The sequence below is a fragment of the Paraburkholderia sp. J76 genome (genome assembly GCF_905220295.1).
In the GTDB taxonomy this organism is placed as follows: domain Bacteria; phylum Pseudomonadota; class Gammaproteobacteria; order Burkholderiales; family Burkholderiaceae; genus Paraburkholderia.
This window is the reverse complement of record NZ_CAJMZJ010000018.1, coordinates 100,678-124,886: the sequence shown is the minus strand read 5'-3', so window position 1 is coordinate 124,886 and position 24,209 is coordinate 100,678. Positions and strand designations below refer to the sequence as shown.

The window sequence follows — 24,209 nt, the reverse complement described above, 5'->3', positions numbered from 1 at the left end:
CTCGCCCCCATGGTATGCAGCTTCTAACGATCGGAATCAATCACCACACCGCGCCCGTCGCCTTGCGCGAACGCGTGGCGTTTCCGCTCGAACAGATCAAGCCCGCGCTCGCCCTGTTCAAGGAAGCGTGGTCCGGCAAGCGTTCACTGAGCGCGCCGGAAGCCGCCATTCTCTCCACCTGCAACCGCACCGAGCTGTACTGCGCGACCGACGCGCAAAGCTCGCGCGACGCCGCCGTGAGCTGGCTTTCGCACTATCACGGCATCCGCGAAGAGGAACTTGCGCCGCACGTCTATACGCTGCCGCAGTCCGAAGCGGTACGTCATGCGTTCCGGGTGGCTTCGGGGCTCGATTCGATGGTGCTCGGCGAAACCCAGATCGTCGGCCAGATGAAGAACGCGGTTCGCACCGCGACCGAGGCTGGCGCGCTCGGCACCTATTTGAACCAGTTGTTCCAGCGTACCTTCGCCGTGGCGAAGGAAGTGCGCAGCTCGACCGAAATCGGCGCGCAGTCGGTTTCCATGGCCGCCGCTGCCGTGCGTCTCGCGCAGCGCATCTTCGACAAGATCGCCAACCAGCGCGTGCTCTTCATCGGCGCGGGCGAAATGATCGAACTGTGCGCGGCGCACTTCGCCGCGCAGCAGCCGCGCGAACTGGTGGTCGCCAATCGCACCGCCGAGCGCGGGCGTTACGTTGCCGAACGTTTCGGCGGCCGCGCCATTCCGCTTTCCGACTTGCCCACGCGCATGCACGAGTTCGACATCATCGTTTCGTGCACGGCGTCCACGCTGCCCATCATCGGGCTCGGCGCTGTCGAGCGTGCGGTGAAGGCGCGGCGTCACCGCCCCATTTTCATGGTCGACCTCGCGGTGCCCCGCGACATCGAGCCCGAAGTCGCCCAGCTCGAAGACGTGTTCCTCTATACCGTCGACGATCTCGGCACGATCGTGCGCGAAGGCAATGCTTCGCGCCAGGCCGCCGTGGCGCAAGCCGAAACGATCATCGAATCGCGCGTGGCGAACTTCATGCAGTGGCTCGACTCGCGCAGCATCGTGCCGGTCATCCGCCACATGCATACGCAGGCCGACGCGCTGCGCCGCGCCGAACTCGAACGCGCCCGCAAGATGCTCGCGCGCGGCGACGACCCGGCGGCCGTGCTCGAAGCGCTGTCGCAGTCGCTCACCAACAAGCTGATCCACGGTCCGACGCATGCGCTCAACACGTCGAGCGGCGATCAGCGCGACTCGCTCATCGAACTGATGGGCGGCTTCTACCGCCACGGCCAGCCCGTCAAGGTCGACGGCGCCGCCTCGCGTTCCGCGGATTCGCCGGACGCCTCCGACTCGTCCGACTTTTCCGGTTCTTCGGACCGTTAGCGGCGCTCGCGCCCGGGCGCGCGCCGTGCGTGCCCCGCACGAGCGGGCCGCCCGCCCTCTTCTTCTTTCTCGCAGTTCTATCCGGAGCCCGCTCCGCACCGCCCGATGAAAACGAGCATGCAATCGAAGCTCGACCAGTTGACTACGCGCCTGGCCGAGCTGAACGACCTGTTGAGCCGTCCCGATGTGACCTCGAACCGCGATCAGTACCGCAAGCTCACGCGCGAGCACGCTGAACTGGGGCCCGTGGTCGAGCACTACGGCCAGTGGCGTCAGGCCAAAGACGACGAGGGCGCCGCCAAAGATCTGCTGTCCGACGCCTCGATGCGCGACTTCGCCGAAGACGAGATGAAGGCCGCGCGCGAGCGCATGGCCCAGCTTCAGCACGAATTGCAGATGATGCTGCTGCCGAAGGACCCCAACGACGGCCGCAACGTGTTCCTCGAAATCCGCGCGGGCACGGGCGGCGACGAATCGGCGCTCTTCGCGGGCGACCTGCTGCGCATGTATCTGCGCTACGCGGAGCGCAGCCGCTGGCAAATCGAGATGATGTCGGCAAGCGAGTCGGATCTCGGCGGCTACAAGGAAGTGATCGTGCGCATCGCGGGCGAGGCCGCGTACTCGACGCTCAAGTTCGAGTCGGGCGGCCATCGCGTGCAGCGCGTGCCCGCGACCGAAACGCAGGGCCGCATCCACACGTCGGCGTGCACGGTCGCGGTGATGCCCGAAGCCGACGAGATCGGCGAAGTCGAGATCAATCCCGCCGACCTGCGCATCGACACGTTCCGGGCCTCGGGCGCGGGCGGCCAGCACATCAACAAGACCGATTCGGCCGTGCGCGTAACGCACCTTCCCACCGGCATCGTCGTGGAGTGCCAGGACGACCGCTCGCAGCACAAGAACAAGGACCGCGCGCTCAAGGTGCTCGCCGCGCGCATCAAGGACAAGCAGTATCAGGAGCAGCACGCGAAGGAAGCGGCCACGCGCAAGAGCCTCGTGGGCTCGGGCGACCGCTCGGAGCGCATTCGCACCTACAACTTTCCGCAGGGGCGGCTCACCGATCACCGCATCAATCTCACGCTGTATCGCCTCGAAGGGATCATGGACGGCGACCTCGACGAGCTGATCGGCGCGCTCGTGTCCGAGCATCAGGCCGAGCAGCTTGCATCGCTGGGCGACGCGGATTGAGCGCGCGTCGACAATGAGCGAAGCCGTTACCGCCGAGGCTCTGCTGCGCGCCTCGCCGCTGCCCGCCCTCGAAGCACGCATCCTGCTGATGCACGTGCTCGGGTGGCGGCGCACCGAACTCATCACGCGCGGCGACGAGGCGCTCGAAGCCAGCCCCGCAGCGGCCTACCGCGCACTCGAAGCGCGGCGCGTGGGAGGCGAGCCCATCGCGCAACTCGTGGGCGCGCGCGAGTTCTACGGCCTCGACTTCGACGTGACGCCCGACGTGCTGATTCCGCGCGCCGATACCGAGTTGCTGGTGGAAACCGCGCTCGCGGCGCTCGAAGGCATTGCCCGGCCGCGCGTGCTCGACCTCGGCACCGGCAGCGGCGCGATTGCCGTGGCGCTCGCTTCGGCGCGTCCGGACGCGCGCGTTTGGGCCGTCGATCGCTCTGCGGCCGCGCTCGAAGTCGCCGCGCGCAACGCCGCGAAGCTGCTCGACGCGCGGCGTCCCGGCGCAGCGCTCGCGTTCGTCGCGGGCAGTTGGTACGACACGCTCGACCCGGCCTTGCGATTCGAGGCGATCGTGAGCAATCCGCCGTATATCGCGAGCGGCGATCCGCATCTGGAGCAAGGCGACCTGCGCTTCGAGCCGCGCGGGGCGCTCACCGACGAAGCCGATGGTCTCACCGCCCTGCGCGCGATCGTCGCGGGCGCATCCGCGTGGCTCGCGCCGGGCGGCGTGCTCTGGATGGAGCACGGCTACGACCAGGCGGCGGCGGTGCGGGCGTTGCTGGAAAGCGCCGGTTTCGCCCAGGTGCGCTCCGAGCGCGATCTGGCCGGCATCGAGCGCATCAGCGGAGGCCGTCTGCTGCCGCCCTCCGGCCAGGAGCGCTCCCGGTAGCGCCCGGCCCGCTCAGGCGAAATCCGCTATCATTTCATCCTGCAATCCAACGTATTCCGCATCAATTCAATCGCAAGGTCAGTCATGGACACCCAACAACGCATCAAGCAGATCGTCGACGAAAACGCCGTCGTCCTCTTCATGAAGGGCAACGCGCAGTTCCCGATGTGCGGCTTCTCCGGTCGCGCGGTGCAGATCCTGAAGGCGTGTGGCGTCGATCAGTTCAAGACCGTCAACGTGCTCGAGGACGACGAAGTCCGCCAGGGCATCAAGGAATTCTCGAACTGGCCGACCATTCCGCAGCTTTACGTGAAGGGCGAATTCGTCGGCGGCTCGGACATCATGATGGAGATGTACCAGAACGGCGAACTGCAGCAGCTCTTCGCCGCGGCGTAATTGCTCCACGGGGCGGCATCGGGCGCTACGCGGCGCCCGCGCCGTCCCGAGCCACGGCAAGCCGCGCCGGCGCTTTTCATGAGGCGCCTTCCCACCTTCGCTTCGACTCCCGCCTGACGTGAATACCGTCCTCCCCGCCTCCCCCGCTGCCGCACAACTGCCGCAACGCCGGCTGATCGTCGCGATCACGGGAGCCACGGGCGCGCTCTACGGCGTGCGCATGCTCGACATGCTGCGGCGGCTGGGCGGCGTCGAAACCCATCTGCTCGTTTCGGCCGCGGGCTGGCTCAACATCCAGCACGAGCTGCAACTGGGCAAGGACGATCTGCACGCGCGTGCGGATGTCGTACATTCCGTGCGCGACGTCGGGGCGACCATCGCGTCGGGCTCCTTCGCGACCGACGGCATGATCGTCGCGCCCTGCTCGATGAAGACGCTCGCGAGCGTCGCCCACGGTCTTTCCGACAACCTGATCGCGCGCGCCGCCGACGTCACGCTCAAGGAACGCCGCCGTCTCGTGCTGCTCGTGCGCGAAACGCCGTTCAATCTCGCGCATCTGCGCAACATGACGGCCGTGACCGAAATGGGCGGCGTGATCTTCCCGCCGTTGCCGGCCTTCTACAACCAGCCCGCTTCAATCGAAGAGATGGTCGATCACACGGTCGCGCGCGTGCTCGACCTGTTCGCGCTCGGACCGGCGCTCTCGCCGGCGTGGCCAGGACTGCGCAGCGCCGACGAATAAGCGGCCGCAACGCCTCTCGCCGCCAGCCGATTATCAACGTCGGCGACACAATCAATTCCCCTTCTGCCCGTTTAATTCGCGACGGTAGGGTCCTATATTGATCGCACCACGATACTTTCGGGCCGCGCACGACGCGGCCTGCCGACGATCATGACCACTCGCACGCCTACCCTTTTCCTCTCGCACGGCGCGCCTACGCTGCCGATCGACCCGTCGCTGCCATCTGGCGGTTTCACGGTGCTCTCGGAGCATTTGCCGCGTCCGCAGTCGGTGCTCATGCTCTCCGCGCATTGGGGCACGATGCGGCCCGTGGTGAGCACGGCGGCGCAACCCGAGACGATCCACGACTTCTACGGCTTCCCGCGCGCACTCTACGAGATCCAGTACCCCGCGCCGGGCGCGCCCGAGGTGGCGCAGCGCGCAGCGGCGCTGCTGCGCGAGCACGGCGTTGCCGTGGATGAAGAAGCGCATGGGCTCGACCACGGTGCGTGGGTGCCGATGCTGCTGATGTTCCCGCAGGCCGATGTGCCCGTGGCCCAGCTTTCGATTCAGCCGCGCGCCAACGCCGCGCATCACTTCGCGCTGGGCCGCGCGCTGCGCTCGCTGCGCGACGACGGCGTGATGGTGATCGGCTCGGGCCAGATCACGCATAACCTGCGCGAGGCGGACTTTTCGGCGCGCCCGGAAGACGCCGACCCGCGCGTGGCCGAATTCACGGAGTGGTTCGAGAATCGCCTCGCCGCGCGCGACATCGAAGCGCTGCTCGACTATCGCCAGCGCGGCCCGCATGCGTTGCTAATGCACCCGACCGACGAACACCTGCTGCCCGTCTTCGCGGCGCTCGGCGCAGCCGACGACGACTACACGCTCGGCGTGCAATCGCTTGGCACTTACCAGCGCGCGCTCGCGATGACGAATTACGTATTCGGCAGCGCCGTGCAGTAAAGCCGCAGCGCTGGCTTCAGACATGAAAAAACCCGCCTGAATGGCTTCAGGCGGGTTTTCTGTATTACGCGACGCTCAGTTCGACACTTAGTGCGCGCCGATGCCTTCGAGGACTTCGTCGTGCTCCTGGCGTTCATCGAGGTACGGCGAGCGGTAACCCGAATGCACGCCCCAGTAATAGAACACGAGCGAGATCAGCGCGACGACCAGCATGTCCCAGCCGTAGGGCAGCAGACCGCTGCCGCCGAACTGTTTGCTGCCGAGGAGCGAGAGCAGCGCCATGATCGGCAGATAGGCGCACAGCCACCACGCAGCCTTCAGATCCTGGCCCCAACCTTCGAAGCCCTGCTTGCCCTGGAAGTAGAAGTACACCGGCAGCGCGACGACCATCAGCAAAATGATTTCGCCGGTCAGCGGCCACTTCGCCCAGTACAGGATCATCGACGCGCAGACGAATGCGAACGGCGCGATTACCTTCATGAACGGCACGGAGAGCGGGCGCTCGATGTCCGTGGCGGCGCGCTTGAGCGCCATCAGGCTGATCGGACCCGTGAGGTACGAGATCACCGTCGCCACCGAGATCACCGCCGCGAGCGAACTCCAGCCGCGGAAGAAGAACATGAAGATGAACGAGACGACCAGGTTGAACCACATCGCGTTACGCGGCACGCCGTAGAACGGGTGCACGTTGCCGAACATCTTCGGCATCGTGTTGTTGCGCTCCATGGCGTAGATCATGCGCGAGGTCGTCGCCATGTAAGTCGTACCGGTGCCGCTCGGGCTCACGAATGCGTCGACGTAGAGCAGGATCGCGAGCCAGTTCAGGTTCAGCGCGATCGCGAGTTCCGCGAACGGCGACTTGAAGTTGAACGTGTTCCAGCCCTTCGCGACGTCGGCGGGATTGACCGCGCCGATATACGCGATCTGCAGCAGCACGTAGATCACGAGTGCGCAGAGAATCGAGCCGATGACCGCGAACGGCACGCTCCTCGCCGGATTGCGCGCTTCACCCGCGAGGTTGATCGGGCTCTGGAAGCCGTTGAACGCGAACACGATGCCGCTCGTCGCCACCGCCGTGAACACCGCCGACCAGCCATACGGCGCGAACGTCGTGGTCTGGCCGAAATTCTCGTGGTGGAAACTTCCCGCCATCAGGCCAATGATCGTCAAGCCCGGAATGATGAACTTGAAGATCGTGATCGCGCTATTGGCGCGCGCGAACAGCTTCACACCCCAATAGTTGAGCATGAAGTAGATGATCACGAGAATCGCCGAGAGACCGAGCCCCGAGTGTGTCAATGACCCGTCGACGAAGAGCGCGTGCGCCCAGTCGTAGGGCCAGGTGCTCATGTACTGGATCGAGGCTTCGGCTTCGATCGGGATCACCGAGACGATGGCGATCCAGTTGGCCCACGCGCTGATGAAGCCCACCAGTGCGCCGTGCGAGTACCGCGCGTAGCGGACCATACCGCCCGACTCAGGGAACATCGCACCGAGTTCGGCGTAGGTGAGCGCGATGGCCAGAATGACCACGGCGCCGATGATCCAGGCGCAGATGGCCGCCGGACCTGCGATTTTCGCCGCCTTCCACGCGCCGAACAGCCAGCCCGAACCGATAATCGACCCGAGGCCGGTGAACATCAGCGCGAACGGGCCGATGTTCCGTTGAATAGAACTTTTCACGTCTTCTCCTGTTTCAAGAGCTGCTCGACACACCGCATTTATCCCGTCTGTTTTTGCGGGCGGGTTTCCTGCGGTTGTCGTACCTCCACACAAAAGATTGCGCCCGCAGGCGCAACTCCGGTGCGGCGCGTAGTTTAACCGGTTGCACCAGCGAAGGGCGCCAAAAATATCGGCTTAATACAAAAAAGTCATTTGCTTATCAAGCTTTGTAAGGGTTCGTTTCGACCCTGCGGCAAAAAAATACGAACTTTCCCGGGGAGCTAGTTGACCTTCCTGCCATTTAGCCGTATAAAGTTCGGGCAGGATTTCAAGCGGCGAGTGTGAATTGGTCTTTCGTAGTTCGCCCATCAACGGTACTCCGGCTGGTCCCATACCCCTTCCTTGATTTTCGTGCACATCTCAGGCTTCGGCCACTTCATTCATTTTTAGGAAAGTAATATGGAAACCGGTACCGTCAAGTGGTTCAATGACGCAAAGGGCTTTGGCTTCATCACTCCGGACGGCGGCGGCGAAGACCTGTTCGCGCACTTCTCGGAAATCAAGGTTGACGGCTTCAAGACGCTGCAAGAGAACCAAAAGGTTCAATTCGAAGTCCGCACGGGTCCGAAGGGCAAGCAAGCTGCCAACATCAAGCCGGTCTAAGTACTGCGCTCATTGGTCTGCTACGGCTTTCAGGACTGAGCGCGGCTTCTGCGGAATGCCTGCGTAGTACCTGTCTGGCAAGCTTACCTAAAAACCCCACTCTTCTTCGCGAAGGTGGGGTTTTTTCTTGACCGGTGTTTTCTAAAAGCGCTTTAGCGCCTGGCGCGCTCAGCCGAAAAGGCGCTGCGCGTGAATGCCCAGGCCCGTTGCCACGCTGGCAAGACGGTCGCCGAACACGGCCTGCGATTGCGGGAACGCCTCCGCCAGGGCCTGCGTCAGGAACAGGAGGCCGGTCGAGCCGCCCGTGAAGTAAAGCGCGCTCACCTGCGCCGGCGCCACACCCGCGGCCTGCACCGTCTCACGCGCGGCCTGCACGATGCGCCGCGTCTCCTCGCGCCCCGCCTCGACGAGCTGCGCGTCGCCGAATGCCAGGCGAAGGTCCGCCTCGACGGCTTCGAGGTCGATCATCGTCTCTCCGCCCGCCGAAACGCCGATCTTCGCCTCCTCGGCGCGCGCCGTGAGCGCGTGGCCCAGTCGCTCGTCGATCACCCGCATCAGACGGTCGTGATGGCGCGCGTCGCGATACAGATGGCGCATGAGCTTCAGCTCGGTCGCGCGTTTGGGCGTGTAGATCGTGTTGATGAGGTGCCAGGTCGCCAGATCGAAGTAGATACGGTTCGGCACCTCACGGCCTTCGGGATCGAGCGACTGGTAGCCCAGTTCGCGCAGGATGGTCGCGAGTTCGACGCGGCGGTCGAAATCGGTGCCCGCCACGTGCACGCCGTGATGCCCGAGCACGTCGTCCTTGCGCTCGAGCCGCGTCATGCGGTCCGGCCCCACGCGCACGAGCGAGAAGTCCGACGTACCCCCGCCGATGTCGGCCACGAGCACGAGCCCTTCTTTCGCGAGACGCGACTCGTAGTCGAATGCCGCCGCGATCGGCTCGAACTGGAACTCGATCTCGCGAAAGCCCACGCGGCGCGCCGCCGCTTCGAGCTGGTCCTGCGCGAGCTGGTCGGCGCGCGGGTCTTCGTCGACGAAGAACACCGGGCGGCCCAGCACGGCGCGCGTGACCGGCGCGCCCGAGCAACGTTCGGCGCTGCGCTTCAGGTGCTCCAGGAAGATCGTGATGATCTCGGTATAGGGCATGGCGCTGCCGTCGCCCAGATCGGTCGTGCTCTCGGCGAGCGGCGAGCCGAGGATGCTCTTCATCGAGCGCATCAGCCGGCCGTCGAAGCCGTCGATATAGGATGCGAGCGCCGCACGCCCGAACTCGCGCGTGTGTTCGTCGACGTTGAAGAACACCGCCGTGGGCAAGGTGGTGTGCGCGCCTTCCACCGGCGCGAGGCGCATTGCGCCGTCGGCCGCTGCCGGGAGCGCCACCGCCGAATTGGAGGTACCGAAGTCAATCGCGCAGAAGCTGGTCATGGCAAGAGCGCGCCGCAGCGAATGCGCGCGCAGGAGAGGAAAGGTCGGGGGGATCGGCTTTGTAGCACGAAAGGGCGAAACGGGGCAACCGCAGGCCCATGATGGCGCCCCGTATAAAAAGACGCGGACCATGCCGCGCGTCTTCACTCCGGAAGGAAGCCCGCAGCCCGAGCAGCGCGGGGCGACCTTCGGCTCAGCCCTTGTAGGGCTGCTTCCACGCGTTCGCGTAGGCGATCTCGCCCACCGCCGAACGCGTGCGCTCCGCCTTTTCGCGGTCGCGCAGCACCGGTTCCAGCTTCTCGGCTTCGCCGTAATGGCCGATCGAGATGATCGCGAGCGGCTCCACGTCGTTCGGCAGCGCGAATTCCTTGCGGAACGCCTGCACGTCGAAACCGCTCATCTGGTGGGCGGCGAGACCCAGCGCATGCGCCTGGAGCACGAGCGACATCGCCGCTGCGCCCGCATCGTATTGCGCCGTGCGATTCACTTCGCCCTTCGAGTTGAGCGTATGCGCCGTCACGGCGATCAGCACGGGCGCCGGCGCGTTCCACTGCTGGTTGAACGGCACGAGCGTCGCGAATGCGCGCTTGAACGCGATTTCGTCGGCGCTGCGGTCGAACACGATAAAGCGCCACGGCTGAAGGTTGTAGCCCGAGGGCGCCCAGCGCGCCGCCTCGATCACCGCGTGCAGCGCCTCGCGGCTCACCGGCTCGCTCGAATAGGCGCGCGGGCTCCAGCGGCCGGCGATGAGTTCGTGAATGGGCACGGCTGTCGGTGCGGGTTTGTGCTTCGTCATGCCTTGTGTGTCCTTGGGGTGGCGGGCGGCGTGCCCGGGGTCACTAGAATAACCGCAGCGCGTGAAACGCGCTCAAACGCACCGGGCGACGCTCATCCGTCGCCCGCCGGGTTCCAGAGTGGCGCACAAGCGCCTGGTCACGCCGTTTGCACGCCGACGGCGCGCGGCCCCCGGTTGATCCGCAGCACGAGGAACGAGGCCACGAGGCACAAACCGCCGGAAATCATCGACGCCACCGTGTAGGTGCCGAGGCTGGAGCGCAGCAGGCCCGCGCCGAACGCCGCGAATGCCGCGCCAAGCTGATGCCCCGCTACCACCCAGCCGAACACGATCGGCGCGCGCTCCTTGCCGAAGACGTCGGTGGCGAGTCGCACGGTGGGCGGCACCGTCGCGATCCAGTCGAGGCCGTAGAACACCGCGAAAATCGGCAGCCCGAAAAAGTCGATGCCGAATGCGTGCGGCAGGTAGATCAGCGAAAGTCCTCGCAGCCCGTAGTACCAGAACAGCAGCAAGCGGCTATTGAAGCGGTCCGAAAGCCAGCCCGAGAGCGTCGTGCCGAACAGGTCGAAAATGCCCATCGTTGCAAGCAGCGACGCGCCCTGCACTTCGGTCATGCCGTAGTCGCCGCACATGGCGATGAGGTGGGTGCCCACATAGCCGTTCGTACTCGCGCCGCAAATGAAGAAGCTGAAAAAGAGCAGCCAGAAGTCGCGCGTGCGGCTCGCGGAGAAGAGCGCGTCGAAGGCGATCTTCAGCGGATTTTGCTGCGGCGCGGGCGGCGCGACGGGCGTGCTTTCGTCCTCGCCGAAGGGACGCAGATTCACGCTTGCGGGCCGCTCGGGCAACAGGAAAAGGACGAGCGGCAGCACCAGCGTGGCCGCCGCGGCGACCACGAGCACCACCGACTGCCAGCCGTGTTTCTCCACGATCGCCGCGAGAAGCGGCAGGAACACGAGCTGACCTGTAGCCGAACTCGCCGTGAGGATGCCCATGGCAAGCCCGCGGTGCGAGTGGAACCAGCGCGTGACGACCGTGGCCGAGAGCGAGAGGGCCGCCACGCCCGTGGCGCCGCCCACCATCACGCCCCAGATCAGGATCATCTGCCAGGGATGCGTCATCAGCGCGGAAAGCGCCACGCCCGCCGCCATCGTGCCCAGCGCCGCGAGCAGCGTGGGCCGCACGCCGAAGCGTTGCATGGCCGCGGCCGCAAACGGGCCCATCAGCCCATAAAGCGCGATGTTCACCGAGATGGCGAGCGAGATCGTCGCCCGGCTCCAGCCGAACTGATGTTCGAGCGGCACCATCATCACGCTGGGCGTCGCGCGCGTGCCGGCCGCCGCCAGCAGCACCAGAAACACCACTGCCACGACGAGCCATCCGTAGTGGAAACGCCCGACTAATCGCCTCGCTGCCCAGTTCATTGGTGCTCCTGCCCAGGCGCGTCCGGTTTTCGACACGCCAATTGTTTTCGTTGGTATGACCGCAAGCTGCGACGATTCGCCATCGCCCTATTGTTACCGATCGGTCACAAGTGTGTTGCGATAGTAGTGACCGCTCGGTAACATGTCAAGTGTTCCCCTGATCACGAGATGCCCTCATGAAACACGAAGGCCACGACGAAACCTCTCCCGCCGCTGCGCGCACGCCCCGCCCCCGCGCGCAGACGGCCGGCGCGCGCGCGCAAGAGAATTTGCTGCGCGCCGCCGACGAACTGTTCTACCGCGAGGGCGTGCGCGCGGTCGGCATCGAGGCCGTGGTCGAGCGCGCGGGCGTCAACAAGATGAGCCTGTACCGGCAGTTTTCATCGAAGGACGATCTCGTAGTCGCCTATCTACAGCGCTGCGATGCGCGCTTTTTCGAGCGCTTCGACGAAAGTCTCGCGAAGCATCCGGGCGAACCGGCCAAGCAGTTAGTGCAATATTTTGAGGACCTTGCGCGGCGCGCCTCGGCACCGGACTATCGCGGTTGCCCGTTTGTGAATGTCGCGACCGAATTTCCCGACGCCACCCATCCCGCGCGGCGCAGCGTCGACAACAACAAGACGAGGCTCATGGCGCGGCTCACGGCGCTCGCGCAGGAAGCGCGAGTCAAAGATCCGGTTGCGCTCGCCGAGGAACTCGCGCTGCTCGTCGAAGGCGTCTATGCCGCGAGCCAGACTTTCGGGCCGGGGTGCGGCGCGATTCTCGCGGCGCCCCGCATGGCAAAACTGTTGATCGACGCGGCATGTCCGGGCGCCAGCCGCCCGTAAAATGACACGATGAACGAAACCGCTGCTCCGTCCCCCGAACACGCCGCCATTCTCGAAGCCACCCGCCACTGGCTCACGCGCGCCGTGATTGGCCTGAATCTCTGCCCGTTCGCGAAGAGCGTGCACGTGAAAAACCAGATTCGCTACGTGATAAGCGAGGCGACCGATCTGGAAGGTGTCCTTATCGATCTCGAACGCGAGTTGCAAACGCTGGCTCAGGCCGATGCCGCCGAGATCGACACCACGCTTCTCATACTGCCCCACGTGCTGGCCGACTTCGCCGACTTCAACGACGCAACGTGGTTTGCCGAGCGCCTCGTGCAGCAGTTGCGGCTCGAAGGCACGCTGCAGGTCGCAAGCTTTCACCCGCAATTCCAGTTCGAAGGCAGCAGGCCCGACGACATCGAAAACTACACGAACCGCGCGCCGTATCCGATCCTGCATCTGTTGCGCGAAGCGAGTATCGAGCGTGCCGTCGAGGCGTTCCCGGACGCCGCCGACATCTACGAACGCAACCAGGAAACGCTGCGCAAGCTCGGCTTCGAAGGGTGGCGCGACTGGATGAGCAAGCGCGACTGACGCCGCGCTGCCCCTGGCTTCAACCTTCGGTTGCCGCCTCTTCTGAGGCCGCCTCGCCTTCGTCGGCGAAAAAGCGCTCGCGCAGGTCCGTCAAGCCGAAGGTATCGAGAATCTCATTGAGGCGGGCCGCCGGACGGCGCCGCGGCAAATCCTTGTACTGGGCGATGATCAGTTCGTTCTTCATCGAATGCTCCCAGCCCACCAGTTCCGTCACGCTCACCTGATAGCCGTGCGCCTCGAGTTGCAGGCAGCGCAGCACGTTGGTGATCTGGCTCCCGAATTCGCGAGTATGCAGCGGATGGCGCCAGATTTCCGTGAGCGCCTGACCGAGCGACTTGCCCTTGTTCCGGCGCAGCACGCCCGCCACCTCGGCCTGACAGCACGGCACGACCACAATGTAGCGCGCGTGCTTCTTGAGTGCGAAGCGCAAGGCGTCGTCGGTGGCCGTGTCGCACGCGTGCAGCGCGGTGACGATATCGACGGTCGGCGGCAGTTGCGGCGAGGTGATCGAATCGGCTACCGAAAGGTTTAGAAACGACATGCCGCCAAAGCCCAGCCGCGTGGCCAGGTCCTGCGAGTGCTGCACAAGCTCGTCGCGCGTTTCGATTCCATAAATGTGTGACCTGTCGCGCTGATCCTTAAAGAACAGGTCGTAGAGAATAAAGCCCAGATAGGACTTCCCCGCACCGTGGTCGACGAGGGTCACATCGCGGCCATCCTGCTTGAGATCCTTGAGCAGCGGCTCGATGAACTGGAACAGGTGATAGACCTGCTTCAGCTTGCGGCGGCTGTCCTGATTCATCTTGCCGTCGCGCGTCAGGATGTGAAGCTCCTTGAGGAGTTCGACGGACTGGTTCGGACGGACTTCGTAAGTCTTGCTGGACATCGGCGTGGTCAATTGAAAGCGTGGTATGTCGCGAAACGTGCGACAGGCGACAGAAGAGCTGGCGTATTTATGTCATTTTACGAAAAAAGCTGGTCGAGGCTGCCGAACCCGAAGAGCAGCGATCGTCTCTCGCATAACGTCCAGGCACGCTGACCCACGTGCGGACAGGAGGAAGGGGTTGAACAGAAGAGACACGAGGATTTTTGTCCCCGATGCCCAAAAAAGGACCAAAACGTAGCGCGACCGACCGGCAACGAATCGGCAGGCGCGCATTGGGAGGTCGCACCGGGAGTGCCGGTTGCGATGAATCAGGCTGGCGCAGTCCTCGCTGCGCGAAGCGCGCACGACGCTGTACAGCCTTGCATGGGGCATGCAATGAACACGATACCTGACGGAAACGCAGAGCAAAAATTCCAGGAACTGCTTACGAAACTCGTCACGGTTCCCGACTGGACGGAAAAGCAGCAACTGGAGCTGGAAATGGCACGCGACATCTCGGTGGAGATGCTGCGGGTCGCCGAAAGCATGCGCGACGGCCCTTCGGATCTCGAGACCTGCCTGATCCTGCTGAAGTACGCGAAAGTGCTCGATTTCGTGATGTCGGCGCTGGCGTCGCGCCGCGATATCAAGCCGCAAACGCTGCGCGTGATTTTCAAGCTGGCAGGCCTCAAGGTCGACGAGGCCTATCCGGGATGATGCCGACGGGCACCTGACGTCAATCCGGCGCGGCAGCTCGCGCTGCCGACGCGCATGGTCGACACCCGCACGGGCCGCATGTGTTGTTCGCGGCCCGTACGCTCCTTTTTGCCAACCCTCCCCGCTCTCAGTGGCTCTCGCTGGCTTACTCTGCGCGCACCTTGAGGCGCCACAGCGAAGTCAGCTCGGCCGCCCGCGCGCGATAAAGCGGATCGTCGGGATCCGTGGCTTTCGGGTGCCGCGGACGAATGTCTTCTCGGCCCACGACTTCGAGCCCGGCCTGCACGATCATCCCGACGAGCGTTTCGCGCGTGCGCAGCCCAAGATGCTCCGCGAAGTCGGAGAGGATCAACCATCCCTCGCCGCCCGGCTCGAGATGATCCTTAAGGCCGTCGAGGAAACCGCGCAGCATGCGGCTCTCGGGATCGAACACGGCATACTCGATAGGCGACGCGGGACGCGCCGGCACCCACGGCGGATTGCAGACGACGAGCGGCGCGCGCCCCGGCGGGAACAGATCCGCCTCGACGACCTCGACCTGGGCGGCATAGCCGAGGCGCTCGAGGTTCTCGCAGGCGCAAGAGAGCGCGCGGGCGTCCTGATCGGTCGCGACCACGCGCCTCACGCCGCGCGAGGCGAGCACGGCGGCGAGCACGCCTGTGCCCGTGCCGATGTCGAAGGCCTTTTCGAGCGAAGGCAGCGCCGTGCGCGCAACGAGATCGACATATTCGCCGCGTACCGGTGAGAACACGCCGTAGTACGGATGAATGCGCGCCCCGTCCAGCGCCGCGATCTCGACGCCTTTCTTGCGCCATTCGTGCGCACCGATCAGACCGAGAATTTCGCGCAGCGACACGACGGAAGGCTCGCCATCGGGCGCGCCCCACGCCTCTTCGCAGGCAAGCCGCACGTCGGGCGCGCGGCGCAGGTTGATGCCGTAATCGCCTTCGAGCGGAATCAGCACCATGGCGAGCGTGCGGGCGCGCTGCGCCTGCGCCTGGCGATGCAGATGAAACGCTTCGAGCGGCGAAGCGGGCGCTTTGGCCGGCGCAGCCTTGCGTGGCTTGCGCTCCGCGCGGCGCGCCATGGCCTGGAGCAACTGACGCGCGTTCTGATAGTCGCCGCGCCACAGCAGCGCGGTGCCTTCGCACGCGAGGCGGTACGCGACGTCCGCGGTCGTGCGATCGTCGGCGATGACTACGCGTTTGGGCGCCGGCACGCCAGCCTCGGAGCGCCAGCGCACCGTGCGCGGGCCTTCGGTGTCGGGCCAGGTGAGAGTGGGATGTTCGGTCATAAGTCGGATAGTCGATGCAGCAGGCCGGTTCGTCGATGCGTTCACGGCCAGCGGGTTGGCGCCGCGAGGGCGCCTTGCGCGGCGCCATCATATAGCAGAGCGACGCCGCCCGTTCCGCCGCATCGCCTTTGCAGGGATCATCGCGCAGACGGGCGGGCGCGTCGACTCGGCCAAACGGCATAGGGCGAAAACGCGCGCGAGCGGCAGTAAAATGTGCGCCGACCGCCTCCCGCCAGGCCACGCCTACCGCACGAGACCATGCCAGAAACCGCCCAGCAGACACGCCGCGCGCACAAAACGCGCACGCGCCGCGCCAGCGCCGGTGGTGGGCTCGACGAAAGGTTTTACGCCGAACTGCTGCATATCGTCGGGCTGCGGGAACGCGTTTGCGGCGCAAGGCGGACCGTCGCGCGACTCGCGCGGGAAGAGCGGCTGCCCGGCGCGCTCCTTGAACTCGCGCTGTCGCGCCTCGCAGCCTGCGAGCCGGAGGCCGACCATTTCGAACTCGCGCTGCGGCTTTGCATCGTGTGGATCAGCCGCCTCTTTTTTCTCAAGGTGCTCGAAACGCGCCTGCTGACGCTCCATGACGGCGATCCGGCCTGCGCGTTTCTGAACACACGATGTATCCACTCGTTCAGCGATCTCGACGCGCTATGCGACACCGTCCTGCGCGCGGGAGATACCGCGTCGCCGGCTCGCTTCGCTCACCTTCCCCGCTTCGACGGTTCGGTTTTCGAACCGCAGGATCTGGACCGAAGCCTGCTCGACATGAGCACGCTGGACGATAACGCGACGCTGCCGCTTTTCCCGGCGACCGTGCTCACCCCCGCGAACGGCGAGCGGCGCGTGCTTGCGTATCTGCTCGATTTTCTCGCTGCGTTCGACTTCTCCGCGGGCCTGGTCGGTTTGGTCGCGACGCAAGCGCCAGGCGCGGCGAATCGACGTTCTCTCGACGCCTGGGCACTCGGGCTCGTCTTCGAAAAACTCAACGGCTACCGCGACGGCGCCTGGTACACGCCGGGAAGCGTCGCGATGCAGCTTGCCCGCCCCGCCATCGCGCAGGCGGCGCTGAATCGCATGAATAACGCCAGGGGATGGCGCTGCACGACCGTCGATCAGTTATCCGAATCGATCGGCGAATCGATCGAAGACCGCGATGGAGCCCGCCTAATTCTGGACTCGCTGCGCATTTGCGATCCTGCCGTGGGCTCGGGGCATCTGCTCGTATCGGCGCTCAACGAACTCGTCGCGCTGAAAGTGCGCCTTGGCTTGCTGAACGCACGCGAGCGCGAAATACTCGGCGCTTGCCGCATCGACGTGACCTCGGACCGGCTTTGTGTCAGGCACGCGAACGGCGAACCGCTCACGCGTGAGCGCGACGGCGAAACCATCCGCGAGATTGAAGCGGCGCTCTTTCGCATCAAGCGGGATATCGTCGAGCAGTCGCTTTTCGGCGTCGATATCCATGCGGATTCGGTGGGCATGGCGCGCTTGCGGCTGTGGATCGAACTGCTCGAATATGCGGATTTCACTACTTCGCTGCCGAACCTCGAGACCAATCTCAGACAAGGCAACGCGACGCTCAGCCGTTTCGAATTCGATACGCGCGTTCGCAACAACGCCGCACTCGCGCTGAACTATCGCGCAAGCGCGGCGAGATTGCGGGCGACAGCAACATTCGCTGCAAAGCGCGCCGAAGCCGCTCGATTCGCACAACTACGCGATGCGTTGTACGACGCGCTCGCGCACGACCAGGCCGAAACGCCACCAGGCGAATTCACAACGTTCGAATGGCGCATTGAATTCGCCGACCTGCTCACCGACGAAGGCAACTTCGAAGGCTTCGACGCCATCATCGCGAACCCGCCCTATATCGACTCCGAGCGCATGATCAACCAGGGCCAGCGCGCGCTGCGCGAACGGCTGGCGCAGCGCTGGCCGGGCGCGAGGGGCAACTGGGACCTCTATATCGTGTTCATGGAGCTAGGGCTCGCGCTCCTCAGGCCTGGCGGCGCGATGGCGTATCTCACGCCCGACAAGTGGCTCTCTAAGCCGTTCGGCAATGCGTTTCGCGCGCGGCATCTGGACAAGATCGAACGCATCGTCGGGCTCGGGCGCGACGTGTTCGACGAGGCGCGTGTGGATTCGATCATTACTGTGTTTCGCGAGTCGGGCACGCCGAAACTCGCGACCGGGCGTATCGATGGCGAGACGCTCGCGGAGCTTGCGCAAACCGACAAAAGCACGCTCGATGCGCCATGGCCGCTCGACCCATTGCTTTCGCCGCACGCCGCGTTCGTGCAACGAATCACCTGCGCGCACGCCACGCTCGGCGCCTTGCTGCCCTGCGAAAACGCATGTGCGACTTCGGACGCGTACCGGCTGGCGCCGCTGGTAGAAGAGGCCAACGGGCATTTTTGCGCGGACGATCACTACCGCGTGGTGAACACCGGCACGCTCGGGCGCTATGTCTCGCGTTGGGGCAGCAGGCCGATGACCTATCTCGGGCGACGCTACGCCGCGCCCGTGGTCGGTCGCGAGCAGTTCGCCTTAACGTTCGCGAACGGCTACGGCGCGAAAGCCCACGCGAAAAAGGTGATCGTGAAAGGCCTCACACGCCTCGACGCCGCACTCGATCTTGCCGGCGATACGATCCCCGGCAAGACCACGTTGATCCTGCGCTCGGACGACGAGAACCTGCTGAAATTCGCGGCGGCCTTGCTCAACTGCCCGCTCTCGATTTTCCTGATCCGCGCGAAGTATGGCGCGTCGAGCTACAACGGCGGCGTCGCGTTCACGAAAGCGATGATCGACGCGTTGCCCGCGCCGGGCGCTTCGGTGCGCGGCGAGGTCGCGCAATGCGTGAGCCGGTTGCTGCGCGCGCGCCAGTCAGGATGCGGCGACACGGAAGCGGACGAGATTGCGCGCGAGATAGATCGCCGTCTCTACGCGGCATTTGGCTTGTCGGCACAGGAAATCGACCTTGTGGAAGGCCGCGCCGGCCCGGCTTCGCGCGAGGCAAGCTGACCGCGCAACGGGACGACGGCGTCGCGGCGAGTCGGCTAGTCTTGCTCATCCTCGCGAAAGAGCAGACATCATGGAACGGCTACGAATCTTCAGCACTTCCGACGAGAGCGGCGTGCTCACGCTTTCGATCGCCACGACGTTGGTGATTGCGCTCTTCGGCATTCTGTTCGGCCTGATCTCGGGGTCGTTTTCCATTGTGTTCGACGGCGTATATTCGCTCGTGGACGCGAGCATGAGCGCGCTCGCGCTCGCCGTCGTGCGTCTCATCACGTCCTACGCGGTCAACGTCGACCTGCCGCGCAAATGGCGCGAGCGCTTCACCATGGGCTTCTGGCACCTCGAACCCATGGTGCTCGGCCTGAACAGCACGCTGCTCGTGGGCGTGGCCGTCTACGCGCTCATCAACGGCGTCACGAACCTGCTTTCGGGCGGCCACGAACTGCACTTCGGCCCAGCGCTCGTCTACGCCGTGCTCACCGTATGCGCCTGCGTGACGATGGCGGTGTTCGAATCGCGCGCGAACCGGCGCATTCGATCGGATTTCGTACGGCTCGATATCAAGTCGTGGATCATGTCCGCCGGCATCACGGCGGCGCTGCTGATCGCCTTCAGCGTCGGCTATGCGATTCAGGGAACGGCGTGGGAGCACCTCACGCCCTACGTCGACCCGGCGGCACTCGTCGTGGTGTGCGCGGTGATCATTCCGATACCGCTCGCGGAAATCCGCCAGGCCCTGCTGGACGTGCTGCTCGTGGCGCCTCCCGATCTCAAGCAGCATGTCGATGCTGTGGCGAAACGCTTCGTCGAGCGCTACGCCTTCGAGTATTACCGCGCCTATGTCGCGAAAGTGGGCCGTTCGCGCGAGATCGAGCTGTATTTCGTGGTGCCGCCCGACATGCCGCCGAAGCGAATCGCCGAATGGGATGCGATCCGCGATGAAATTGGCCGGGCCATCGGCGGGGACGAATCGCACCGCTGGCTCACGATCATGTTCACGAGTGACCCGGAATGGGCGGAGTGAGGGATTGGGCCGGAGGGTCCAGAAAGCACAAAGGGTTACGTGAACTTCACGTAACCCTTTGCTTTGCTTTGTTTGGTGCCGGCTGCAGGACTCGAACCCGCCACCTGATGATTACAAATCAACTGCTCTACCAGATGAGCTAAGCCGGCGTAGCCCGCTATTCTACTTCATTTCACGATCTTGAGGTGGCCCTTGCCGCCCTTATTGCCGCCGTCCTCGTCTTTGTCAGCAGCGCGCGTCGCGACCGGCGCGAGCGGTGCGGCGGGTTCCACGACAGGCTCGTCGCGCGCTTCGTGCGCAACTTCGGCTTCTTCGTGGTCCTCGGAGGACAACACGTCGTCGGCGTCGCCGGGCGGCGACTCGACCGGGAAGGCCATGCCCTGGCCGTTCTCCCGCGCGTAAATCGCGAGCACGTTCGACACCGGCACCTCGATCTTGTGCGACTTGCCCGAGAACCGCGCGTGGAACTCGATCGTCTCGTTGGTCATCTGCAGCTGGCTCGTCGCCTCGAAGCTGATGTTCAGCACGATCTCGCCGTCGCGCACGAACTGGCGTGGCACGCGCGTGCGGTTGTCGACCCGCACCGCGATATGCGGCGTGAAGCCGTTGTCGGTGCACCACTCGTACAGCGCGCGCAGCAGATACGGCTTGGTGGAAATCTCTTGCATCAACAGTCCTTTCGCGAGGCGGCATCCACATCCACGCCGTGCACGCCGCCTCTGTTACCTGCAACCGCCAGGATACTGCCTGACTGCGCGCTTAACGACGCATCACCTTTTCAGACGGCGTGAGCGCCTCGATGTACGCCGGACGGCTGAAAATGCGCTCGGCGTACTTCATGAGCGGCGCGGCGTTCTTCGACAGTTCGATGCCGTAGTGGTCAAGACGCCACAAGAGCGGCGCGATCGCGACGTCGAGCATCGAGAACTCTTCGCCCAGCATGTACTTGTTCTTCAGGAAGATCGGCGCGAGCTGCGTGAGGCGGTCGCGGATCGCGAGGCGCGCCTTCTCGTGGTTCTTCTCGGCGGCCTTGCCCTTCTCGTTTTCGAGCGTGCTCACGTGCACGAACAGTTCCTTCTCGAAGTTGAGCAGGAACAGACGCGCGCGGGCGCGCTGAACCGGATCGGCCGGCATCAGTTGCGGATGCGGGAAGCGCTCGTCGATGTACTCGTTGATGATGTTCGATTCGTACAGAATCAGGTCGCGCTCGACCAGAATCGGCACCTGACCATACGGATTCATCACGGCGATGTCTTCCGGTTTATTGAACAGGTCTACATCGCGGATTTCGAAGTCCATGCCCTTTTCGAACAACACCAGCCGGCAGCGCTGGGAGAACGGGCAGGTAGTGCCGGAGTACAGAACCATCATGATTTACATTTCCTCAATAAACCCAAAAGGCCAGCAGGCGAAAAAACCGCCTGACGGTCCATGAACCGTCAGACGGCTTCTCGTCGCACCGGCCCCACGTCGGTCAGGACGTGCCTATTTGATATCTTTCCAGTACGCGGCGTTCAATCGCCACGCGAAAAAGCTCAGGACGCCGAGGAACAGGAGCACCCACACGCCAAGCTGCCTGCGGGTCTTCTGCTCGGGTTCGGCCATCCAGCCGAGGTACGCCACCAGGTCGGCCACGTCGGAATCATAATCCACCGGCGAGAGCGTTCCGGGCGTGACCTGCTGGAACCCGGCAAAGCGGCGGACTTTTTCCCCGGTTTCCTCGTCCGTCGTGTCCTCGAACTTCGCCGTGCGTATGCCCTGCAACTGCCACAGCACGTGCGGCATGCTCACGTTTTCGAACACCAGATTATTCCACCCGGTCGGCCGCGTGTCGTCGCGATAGAAGCTGCGCAGGTACGTGTACAGCCAGTCGCGCCCTTTCGCCCGCGCTTCCACGGAGAGGTCCGGCGGCGCCACGCCGAACCACGCCTTGGCGTCGTCCGGGCGCATCGCGATGGACATCGTGTTGCCGACCTTGTCGGTCGTAAACAACAGATTATCTTCGATTTGCTTCTGCGGAATGCCGAGATCCTGCAAACGGCTGTAGCGCATCAAGTTTGCACTATGGCAATTCAGACAATAGTTTACAAACAATTTGGCGCCGTGTTGCAGCGAAGCAAGATTTTCGCCGTTATCGGGAGCGCGGTCGAGCGGAATGTTTTCCTGCGCCGCCACCGTTCCAGCCCCAAAAGCGCAGGAAAGCGCCAATACGGCCAAGCCGGCCCGGACGCTTGCCCTGGCGAGCGTCGAAAAAAGAAATTTTCTCGTCATGTCTTCCTCGCTCGTCGATTAATGGGGCTTGAAGTGCACGCGTTCGGGCGGCTGCTTGAAAGTACCAAGCCGCGTCCAGAACGGCATGCCGAGGAAGAAGGCGAAGTAGACGAGCGCGCAGATCTGGGCGATCAGCGTGGCCGCCGGCGATGGCGGCTTCGTGCCGAGGAACGCGAGCGTCAGGAACGCAAGCACGAAGATGCCGAGAAACACCTTGTGGAAGAACGGCCGGTAGCGAATCGACTTGACTGGCGAGCGATCGAGCCACGGCAGGAAAAAGAGCGAGATCACCGCGGTGCCCATCACCACCACGCCCCAGAATTTCGACTCGGTGAAGAACATGGCGAGAATCACGAGCACCGCCAGCACCGGCAGCCCGGCGCGCCATTTGCCGCGCGCGCGCAGGAGCGCGAGCAGGCCGAGCAGCGCGATCACGATCATCAGCACGATCTTGAAGGGGTCGGTCGTGGCGCGCAGCATCGCGTAGAACGCCGTGAAGTACCAGACGGGCGCGATTTCGGGCGGCGTTTGCAACGGGTTGGCCGGCACGAAGTTGTTCGACTCGAGGAAGTAGCCGCCCATTTCCGGCGCGAAGAACACGATCGCCGCGAAGATCATCAGGAAGATGCACACGCCCATGAAGTCGTGCACCGAGTAGTACGGATGGAACGGAATGCCGTCGAGCGGCACGCCGTTCGCGTCCTTCTTCTCCTTGATTTCGATGCCGTCCGGGTTGTTCGAGCCCACTTCGTGCAGCGCGATGATGTGGCAGATCACGAGCCCGACCAGCACCAGCGGAATGGCGATCACGTGCAGCGCGAAAAAGCGGTTGAGCGTGACGTCAGACACCACGTAGTCGCCGCGAATCCACAGCGAAAGGTCCGGGCCGATGAACGGAATGGCCGAAAACAGGTTCACGATCACCTGCGCGCCCCAGAACGACATCTGGCCCCACGGCAGCAGGTAGCCGAAAAACGCTTCAGCCATCAGGCACAGGAAAATCGCGCAGCCGAAGATCCACACGAGTTCGCGCGGCTTGCGGTACGAGCCGTACATCAGCCCGCGGAACATGTGCAGATACACGACCACGAAGAACATCGAAGCGCCCGTGGAGTGCATGTAGCGGATGAGCCAGCCCCACGGCACCTCGCGCATGATGTACTCGACCGATGCGAACGCGAGCGTCGCATCGGGCTTGTAGTTCATGGTGAGGAAAATGCCGGTGATGATCTGGTTCACCAGCACGAGCAGCGCCAGCGAGCCGAAGAAGTACCAGAAGTTGAAGTTCTTCGGTGCGTAGTACTCGGAAACGTGCGCTTTCCAGGTCGCGGTCATCGGAAAGCGCTTGTCGATCCAGCCCTGCAGACCGGACGTCGTGGCCACATCCTTTTCGGTTCCCGTCGCCATCACGCTTCTCCTTTTTCGTCCTTGCCGATCACGATCTGCGTTGGGGACGCGAACATGAACCGGGGAATGTCGAGGTTTTGCGGCGCCGGCTTGTTCTTGAACACGCGGCCGGAAAGATCGTAGGTGGAGCCGTGGCACGGACACAGAAAGCCGCCCGGCCAGCTATCGGGCAGGTTCGGCTGCGGGCCTTCCTGGAAGCGCGGCGTCGGCGTGCAGCCCAGGTGCGTGCAGACGGCGACGGCCACGAGAATGTTCTGATGCTCGGCGCGCGAACGGAATTCGTTCATGCAGTACTCCGGCATCGGCATCGAGAAGGGATGCTCGGAGTTCGGATCGGCCAGGTCGGGGTCGGCCTTCTTGACGTCGGCCATCATGCGGTCCGTGCGGTTCAGGATCCACACGGGCTTGCCGCGCCACGCCACGGTCATGAGCGAGCCGGGCTGCAGGTTAGTGATGTCGACCTCGACGGGCGCGCCGGCGGCGCGGGCTTTTTCGGATGGTGCAAAGGAACCTACGAAGGGTACGACAGTGGCCACGCCTCCGATGCCACCTGCTACGGACGTCGCAATCAGCCAGGTTCGGCGGCTGCCATCGACGCGGCCATTCTCTTTGTCTCGCATCACATCGCCCCACTTCTGAGTTGGATTTTTCCGTCACGCCAGCTTACCCGCGGTGCTGCCGAACGCTAGTTTGCTCGAATG

Annotated in this window: 23 protein-coding genes and 1 tRNA gene; 12 read left to right on the top strand and 12 right to left on the bottom strand. The window is 64.3% G+C overall.

Annotated elements, in window-relative coordinates; genetic code table 11:
• Nucleotides 1-14 precede the first annotated feature (14 nt).
• The 6 genes from hemA (at nucleotide 15) to U5768_RS28165 (ending at nucleotide 5,530) form a co-directional block, all read left to right on the top strand.
• Entirely contained in the window at nucleotides 15-1,376 is a 1,362-nt protein-coding gene (gene hemA, locus U5768_RS28190; RefSeq protein ID WP_415913985.1) for a glutamyl-tRNA reductase, read from the top strand.
• 105 nt (nucleotides 1,377-1,481) lie between these two features.
• Nucleotides 1,482-2,564 carry a peptide chain release factor 1 gene (gene prfA / locus U5768_RS28185; RefSeq protein ID WP_322033607.1) on the top strand — a complete coding sequence of 361 codons (1,083 nt, stop codon included), beginning with the start codon at nucleotides 1,482-1,484 and terminating at the stop codon, nucleotides 2,562-2,564.
• A 13-nt stretch (nucleotides 2,565-2,577) separates the two neighbouring features.
• Nucleotides 2,578-3,447: a peptide chain release factor N(5)-glutamine methyltransferase gene (prmC, locus tag U5768_RS28180; protein ID WP_322033606.1), complete on the top strand. Its 870-nt coding sequence runs from the start codon at nucleotides 2,578-2,580 to the stop codon at nucleotides 3,445-3,447.
• 84 nt (nucleotides 3,448-3,531) lie between these two features.
• Entirely contained in the window at nucleotides 3,532-3,843 is a 312-nt protein-coding gene (grxD, locus tag U5768_RS28175) for a Grx4 family monothiol glutaredoxin (RefSeq protein WP_042272160.1), read from the top strand.
• A 118-nt stretch (nucleotides 3,844-3,961) separates the two neighbouring features.
• Nucleotides 3,962-4,585, top strand: a complete 624-nt coding sequence (locus U5768_RS28170; RefSeq protein ID WP_322033605.1) for a UbiX family flavin prenyltransferase — start codon at nucleotides 3,962-3,964, stop codon at nucleotides 4,583-4,585.
• A gap of 150 nt (nucleotides 4,586-4,735) precedes the next feature.
• The gene (locus tag U5768_RS28165; protein WP_322033604.1) at nucleotides 4,736-5,530 is read left to right on the top strand and encodes a class III extradiol ring-cleavage dioxygenase; all 795 of its coding nucleotides are present in this window, start codon (nucleotides 4,736-4,738) and stop codon (nucleotides 5,528-5,530) included.
• A gap of 87 nt (nucleotides 5,531-5,617) precedes the next feature.
• Here U5768_RS28165 and U5768_RS28160 read toward each other — a convergent pair whose 3' ends face one another.
• Entirely contained in the window at nucleotides 5,618-7,213 is a 1,596-nt protein-coding gene (locus U5768_RS28160; protein WP_322033603.1) for an APC family permease, read from the bottom strand.
• A 438-nt stretch (nucleotides 7,214-7,651) separates the two neighbouring features.
• Here U5768_RS28160 and U5768_RS28155 point away from each other — a divergent pair, with 438 nt between their 5' ends.
• Nucleotides 7,652-7,855 (top strand): cold-shock protein, encoded by a 204-nt coding sequence (locus U5768_RS28155; RefSeq protein ID WP_027797379.1) that lies wholly within the window; start codon nucleotides 7,652-7,654, stop codon nucleotides 7,853-7,855.
• A gap of 168 nt (nucleotides 7,856-8,023) precedes the next feature.
• Here U5768_RS28155 and U5768_RS28150 read toward each other — a convergent pair whose 3' ends face one another.
• The 3 genes from U5768_RS28150 to U5768_RS28140 form a co-directional block, all read right to left on the bottom strand.
• Nucleotides 8,024-9,283 (bottom strand): Hsp70 family protein, encoded by a 1,260-nt coding sequence (locus U5768_RS28150; RefSeq protein ID WP_322033602.1) that lies wholly within the window; start codon nucleotides 9,281-9,283, stop codon nucleotides 8,024-8,026.
• A 193-nt stretch (nucleotides 9,284-9,476) separates the two neighbouring features.
• Nucleotides 9,477-10,079 (bottom strand): nitroreductase family protein, encoded by a 603-nt coding sequence (locus tag U5768_RS28145; RefSeq protein ID WP_322033601.1) that lies wholly within the window; start codon nucleotides 10,077-10,079, stop codon nucleotides 9,477-9,479.
• A 137-nt stretch (nucleotides 10,080-10,216) separates the two neighbouring features.
• Nucleotides 10,217-11,500 carry an MFS transporter gene (locus U5768_RS28140; RefSeq protein ID WP_322033600.1) on the bottom strand — a complete coding sequence of 428 codons (1,284 nt, stop codon included), beginning with the start codon at nucleotides 11,498-11,500 and terminating at the stop codon, nucleotides 10,217-10,219.
• Nucleotides 11,501-11,676: 176 nt separating this feature from the next.
• On the opposite strand from U5768_RS28140, the gene U5768_RS28135 reads away from it, so the two are divergent.
• Together U5768_RS28135 and U5768_RS28130 are read left to right on the top strand one after the other, a co-directional pair.
• On the top strand, nucleotides 11,677-12,327 hold the full coding sequence (locus U5768_RS28135; RefSeq protein ID WP_322033599.1) for a TetR/AcrR family transcriptional regulator: 651 nt from the start codon (nucleotides 11,677-11,679) through the stop codon (nucleotides 12,325-12,327).
• Between the two features lie 9 nt (nucleotides 12,328-12,336).
• Nucleotides 12,337-12,906 carry a DUF1415 domain-containing protein gene (locus U5768_RS28130; RefSeq protein WP_322033598.1) on the top strand — a complete coding sequence of 190 codons (570 nt, stop codon included), beginning with the start codon at nucleotides 12,337-12,339 and terminating at the stop codon, nucleotides 12,904-12,906.
• A gap of 19 nt (nucleotides 12,907-12,925) precedes the next feature.
• Here the strand turns inward: U5768_RS28130 and U5768_RS28125 are convergent, their stop codons facing one another.
• A complete protein-coding gene (locus U5768_RS28125) occupies nucleotides 12,926-13,792 on the bottom strand; it encodes an SAM-dependent methyltransferase (RefSeq protein WP_322033597.1) in 867 nt (288 codons plus the stop codon).
• 375 nt (nucleotides 13,793-14,167) lie between these two features.
• On the opposite strand from U5768_RS28125, the gene U5768_RS28120 reads away from it, so the two are divergent.
• Complete coding sequence (locus U5768_RS28120; RefSeq protein ID WP_028206633.1) at nucleotides 14,168-14,488, top strand: hypothetical protein; 321 nt, start codon at nucleotides 14,168-14,170, stop codon at nucleotides 14,486-14,488.
• A gap of 145 nt (nucleotides 14,489-14,633) precedes the next feature.
• On the opposite strand, the gene U5768_RS28115 is transcribed toward U5768_RS28120, so the two are convergent.
• Nucleotides 14,634-15,782 carry a class I SAM-dependent methyltransferase gene (locus U5768_RS28115; RefSeq protein ID WP_322033596.1) on the bottom strand — a complete coding sequence of 383 codons (1,149 nt, stop codon included), beginning with the start codon at nucleotides 15,780-15,782 and terminating at the stop codon, nucleotides 14,634-14,636.
• Between the two features lie 258 nt (nucleotides 15,783-16,040).
• On the opposite strand from U5768_RS28115, the gene U5768_RS28110 reads away from it, so the two are divergent.
• Together U5768_RS28110 and U5768_RS28105 are read left to right on the top strand one after the other, a co-directional pair.
• Nucleotides 16,041-18,809: an Eco57I restriction-modification methylase domain-containing protein gene (locus U5768_RS28110; protein ID WP_322033595.1), complete on the top strand. Its 2,769-nt coding sequence runs from the start codon at nucleotides 16,041-16,043 to the stop codon at nucleotides 18,807-18,809.
• Between the two features lie 70 nt (nucleotides 18,810-18,879).
• Entirely contained in the window at nucleotides 18,880-19,830 is a 951-nt protein-coding gene (locus U5768_RS28105) for a cation diffusion facilitator family transporter (RefSeq protein WP_322033594.1), read from the top strand.
• 73 nt (nucleotides 19,831-19,903) lie between these two features.
• Here U5768_RS28105 and U5768_RS28100 read toward each other — a convergent pair.
• From U5768_RS28100 to petA, 6 genes are all read right to left on the bottom strand, one after another.
• A tRNA-Thr gene (locus U5768_RS28100) sits at nucleotides 19,904-19,979 on the bottom strand.
• 18 nt (nucleotides 19,980-19,997) lie between these two features.
• Nucleotides 19,998-20,498 (bottom strand): ClpXP protease specificity-enhancing factor, encoded by a 501-nt coding sequence (locus U5768_RS28095; RefSeq protein ID WP_322033593.1) that lies wholly within the window; start codon nucleotides 20,496-20,498, stop codon nucleotides 19,998-20,000.
• 91 nt (nucleotides 20,499-20,589) lie between these two features.
• Complete coding sequence (locus U5768_RS28090) at nucleotides 20,590-21,201, bottom strand: glutathione S-transferase N-terminal domain-containing protein (protein ID WP_027797364.1); 612 nt, start codon at nucleotides 21,199-21,201, stop codon at nucleotides 20,590-20,592.
• Nucleotides 21,202-21,315: 114 nt separating this feature from the next.
• Nucleotides 21,316-22,101, bottom strand: coding sequence for a cytochrome c1 (locus tag U5768_RS28085; protein WP_415913984.1), 786 nt, complete (start codon nucleotides 22,099-22,101; stop codon nucleotides 21,316-21,318).
• Between the two features lie 18 nt (nucleotides 22,102-22,119).
• Nucleotides 22,120-23,508 carry a cytochrome bc complex cytochrome b subunit gene (locus U5768_RS28080; RefSeq protein WP_322033592.1) on the bottom strand — a complete coding sequence of 463 codons (1,389 nt, stop codon included), beginning with the start codon at nucleotides 23,506-23,508 and terminating at the stop codon, nucleotides 22,120-22,122.
• Complete coding sequence (gene petA / locus U5768_RS28075) at nucleotides 23,508-24,128, bottom strand: ubiquinol-cytochrome c reductase iron-sulfur subunit (protein ID WP_322033591.1); 621 nt, start codon at nucleotides 24,126-24,128, stop codon at nucleotides 23,508-23,510. The genes U5768_RS28080 and petA overlap by 1 nt, the downstream gene beginning before the upstream one ends.
• Nucleotides 24,129-24,209: the final 81 nt, after the last annotated feature.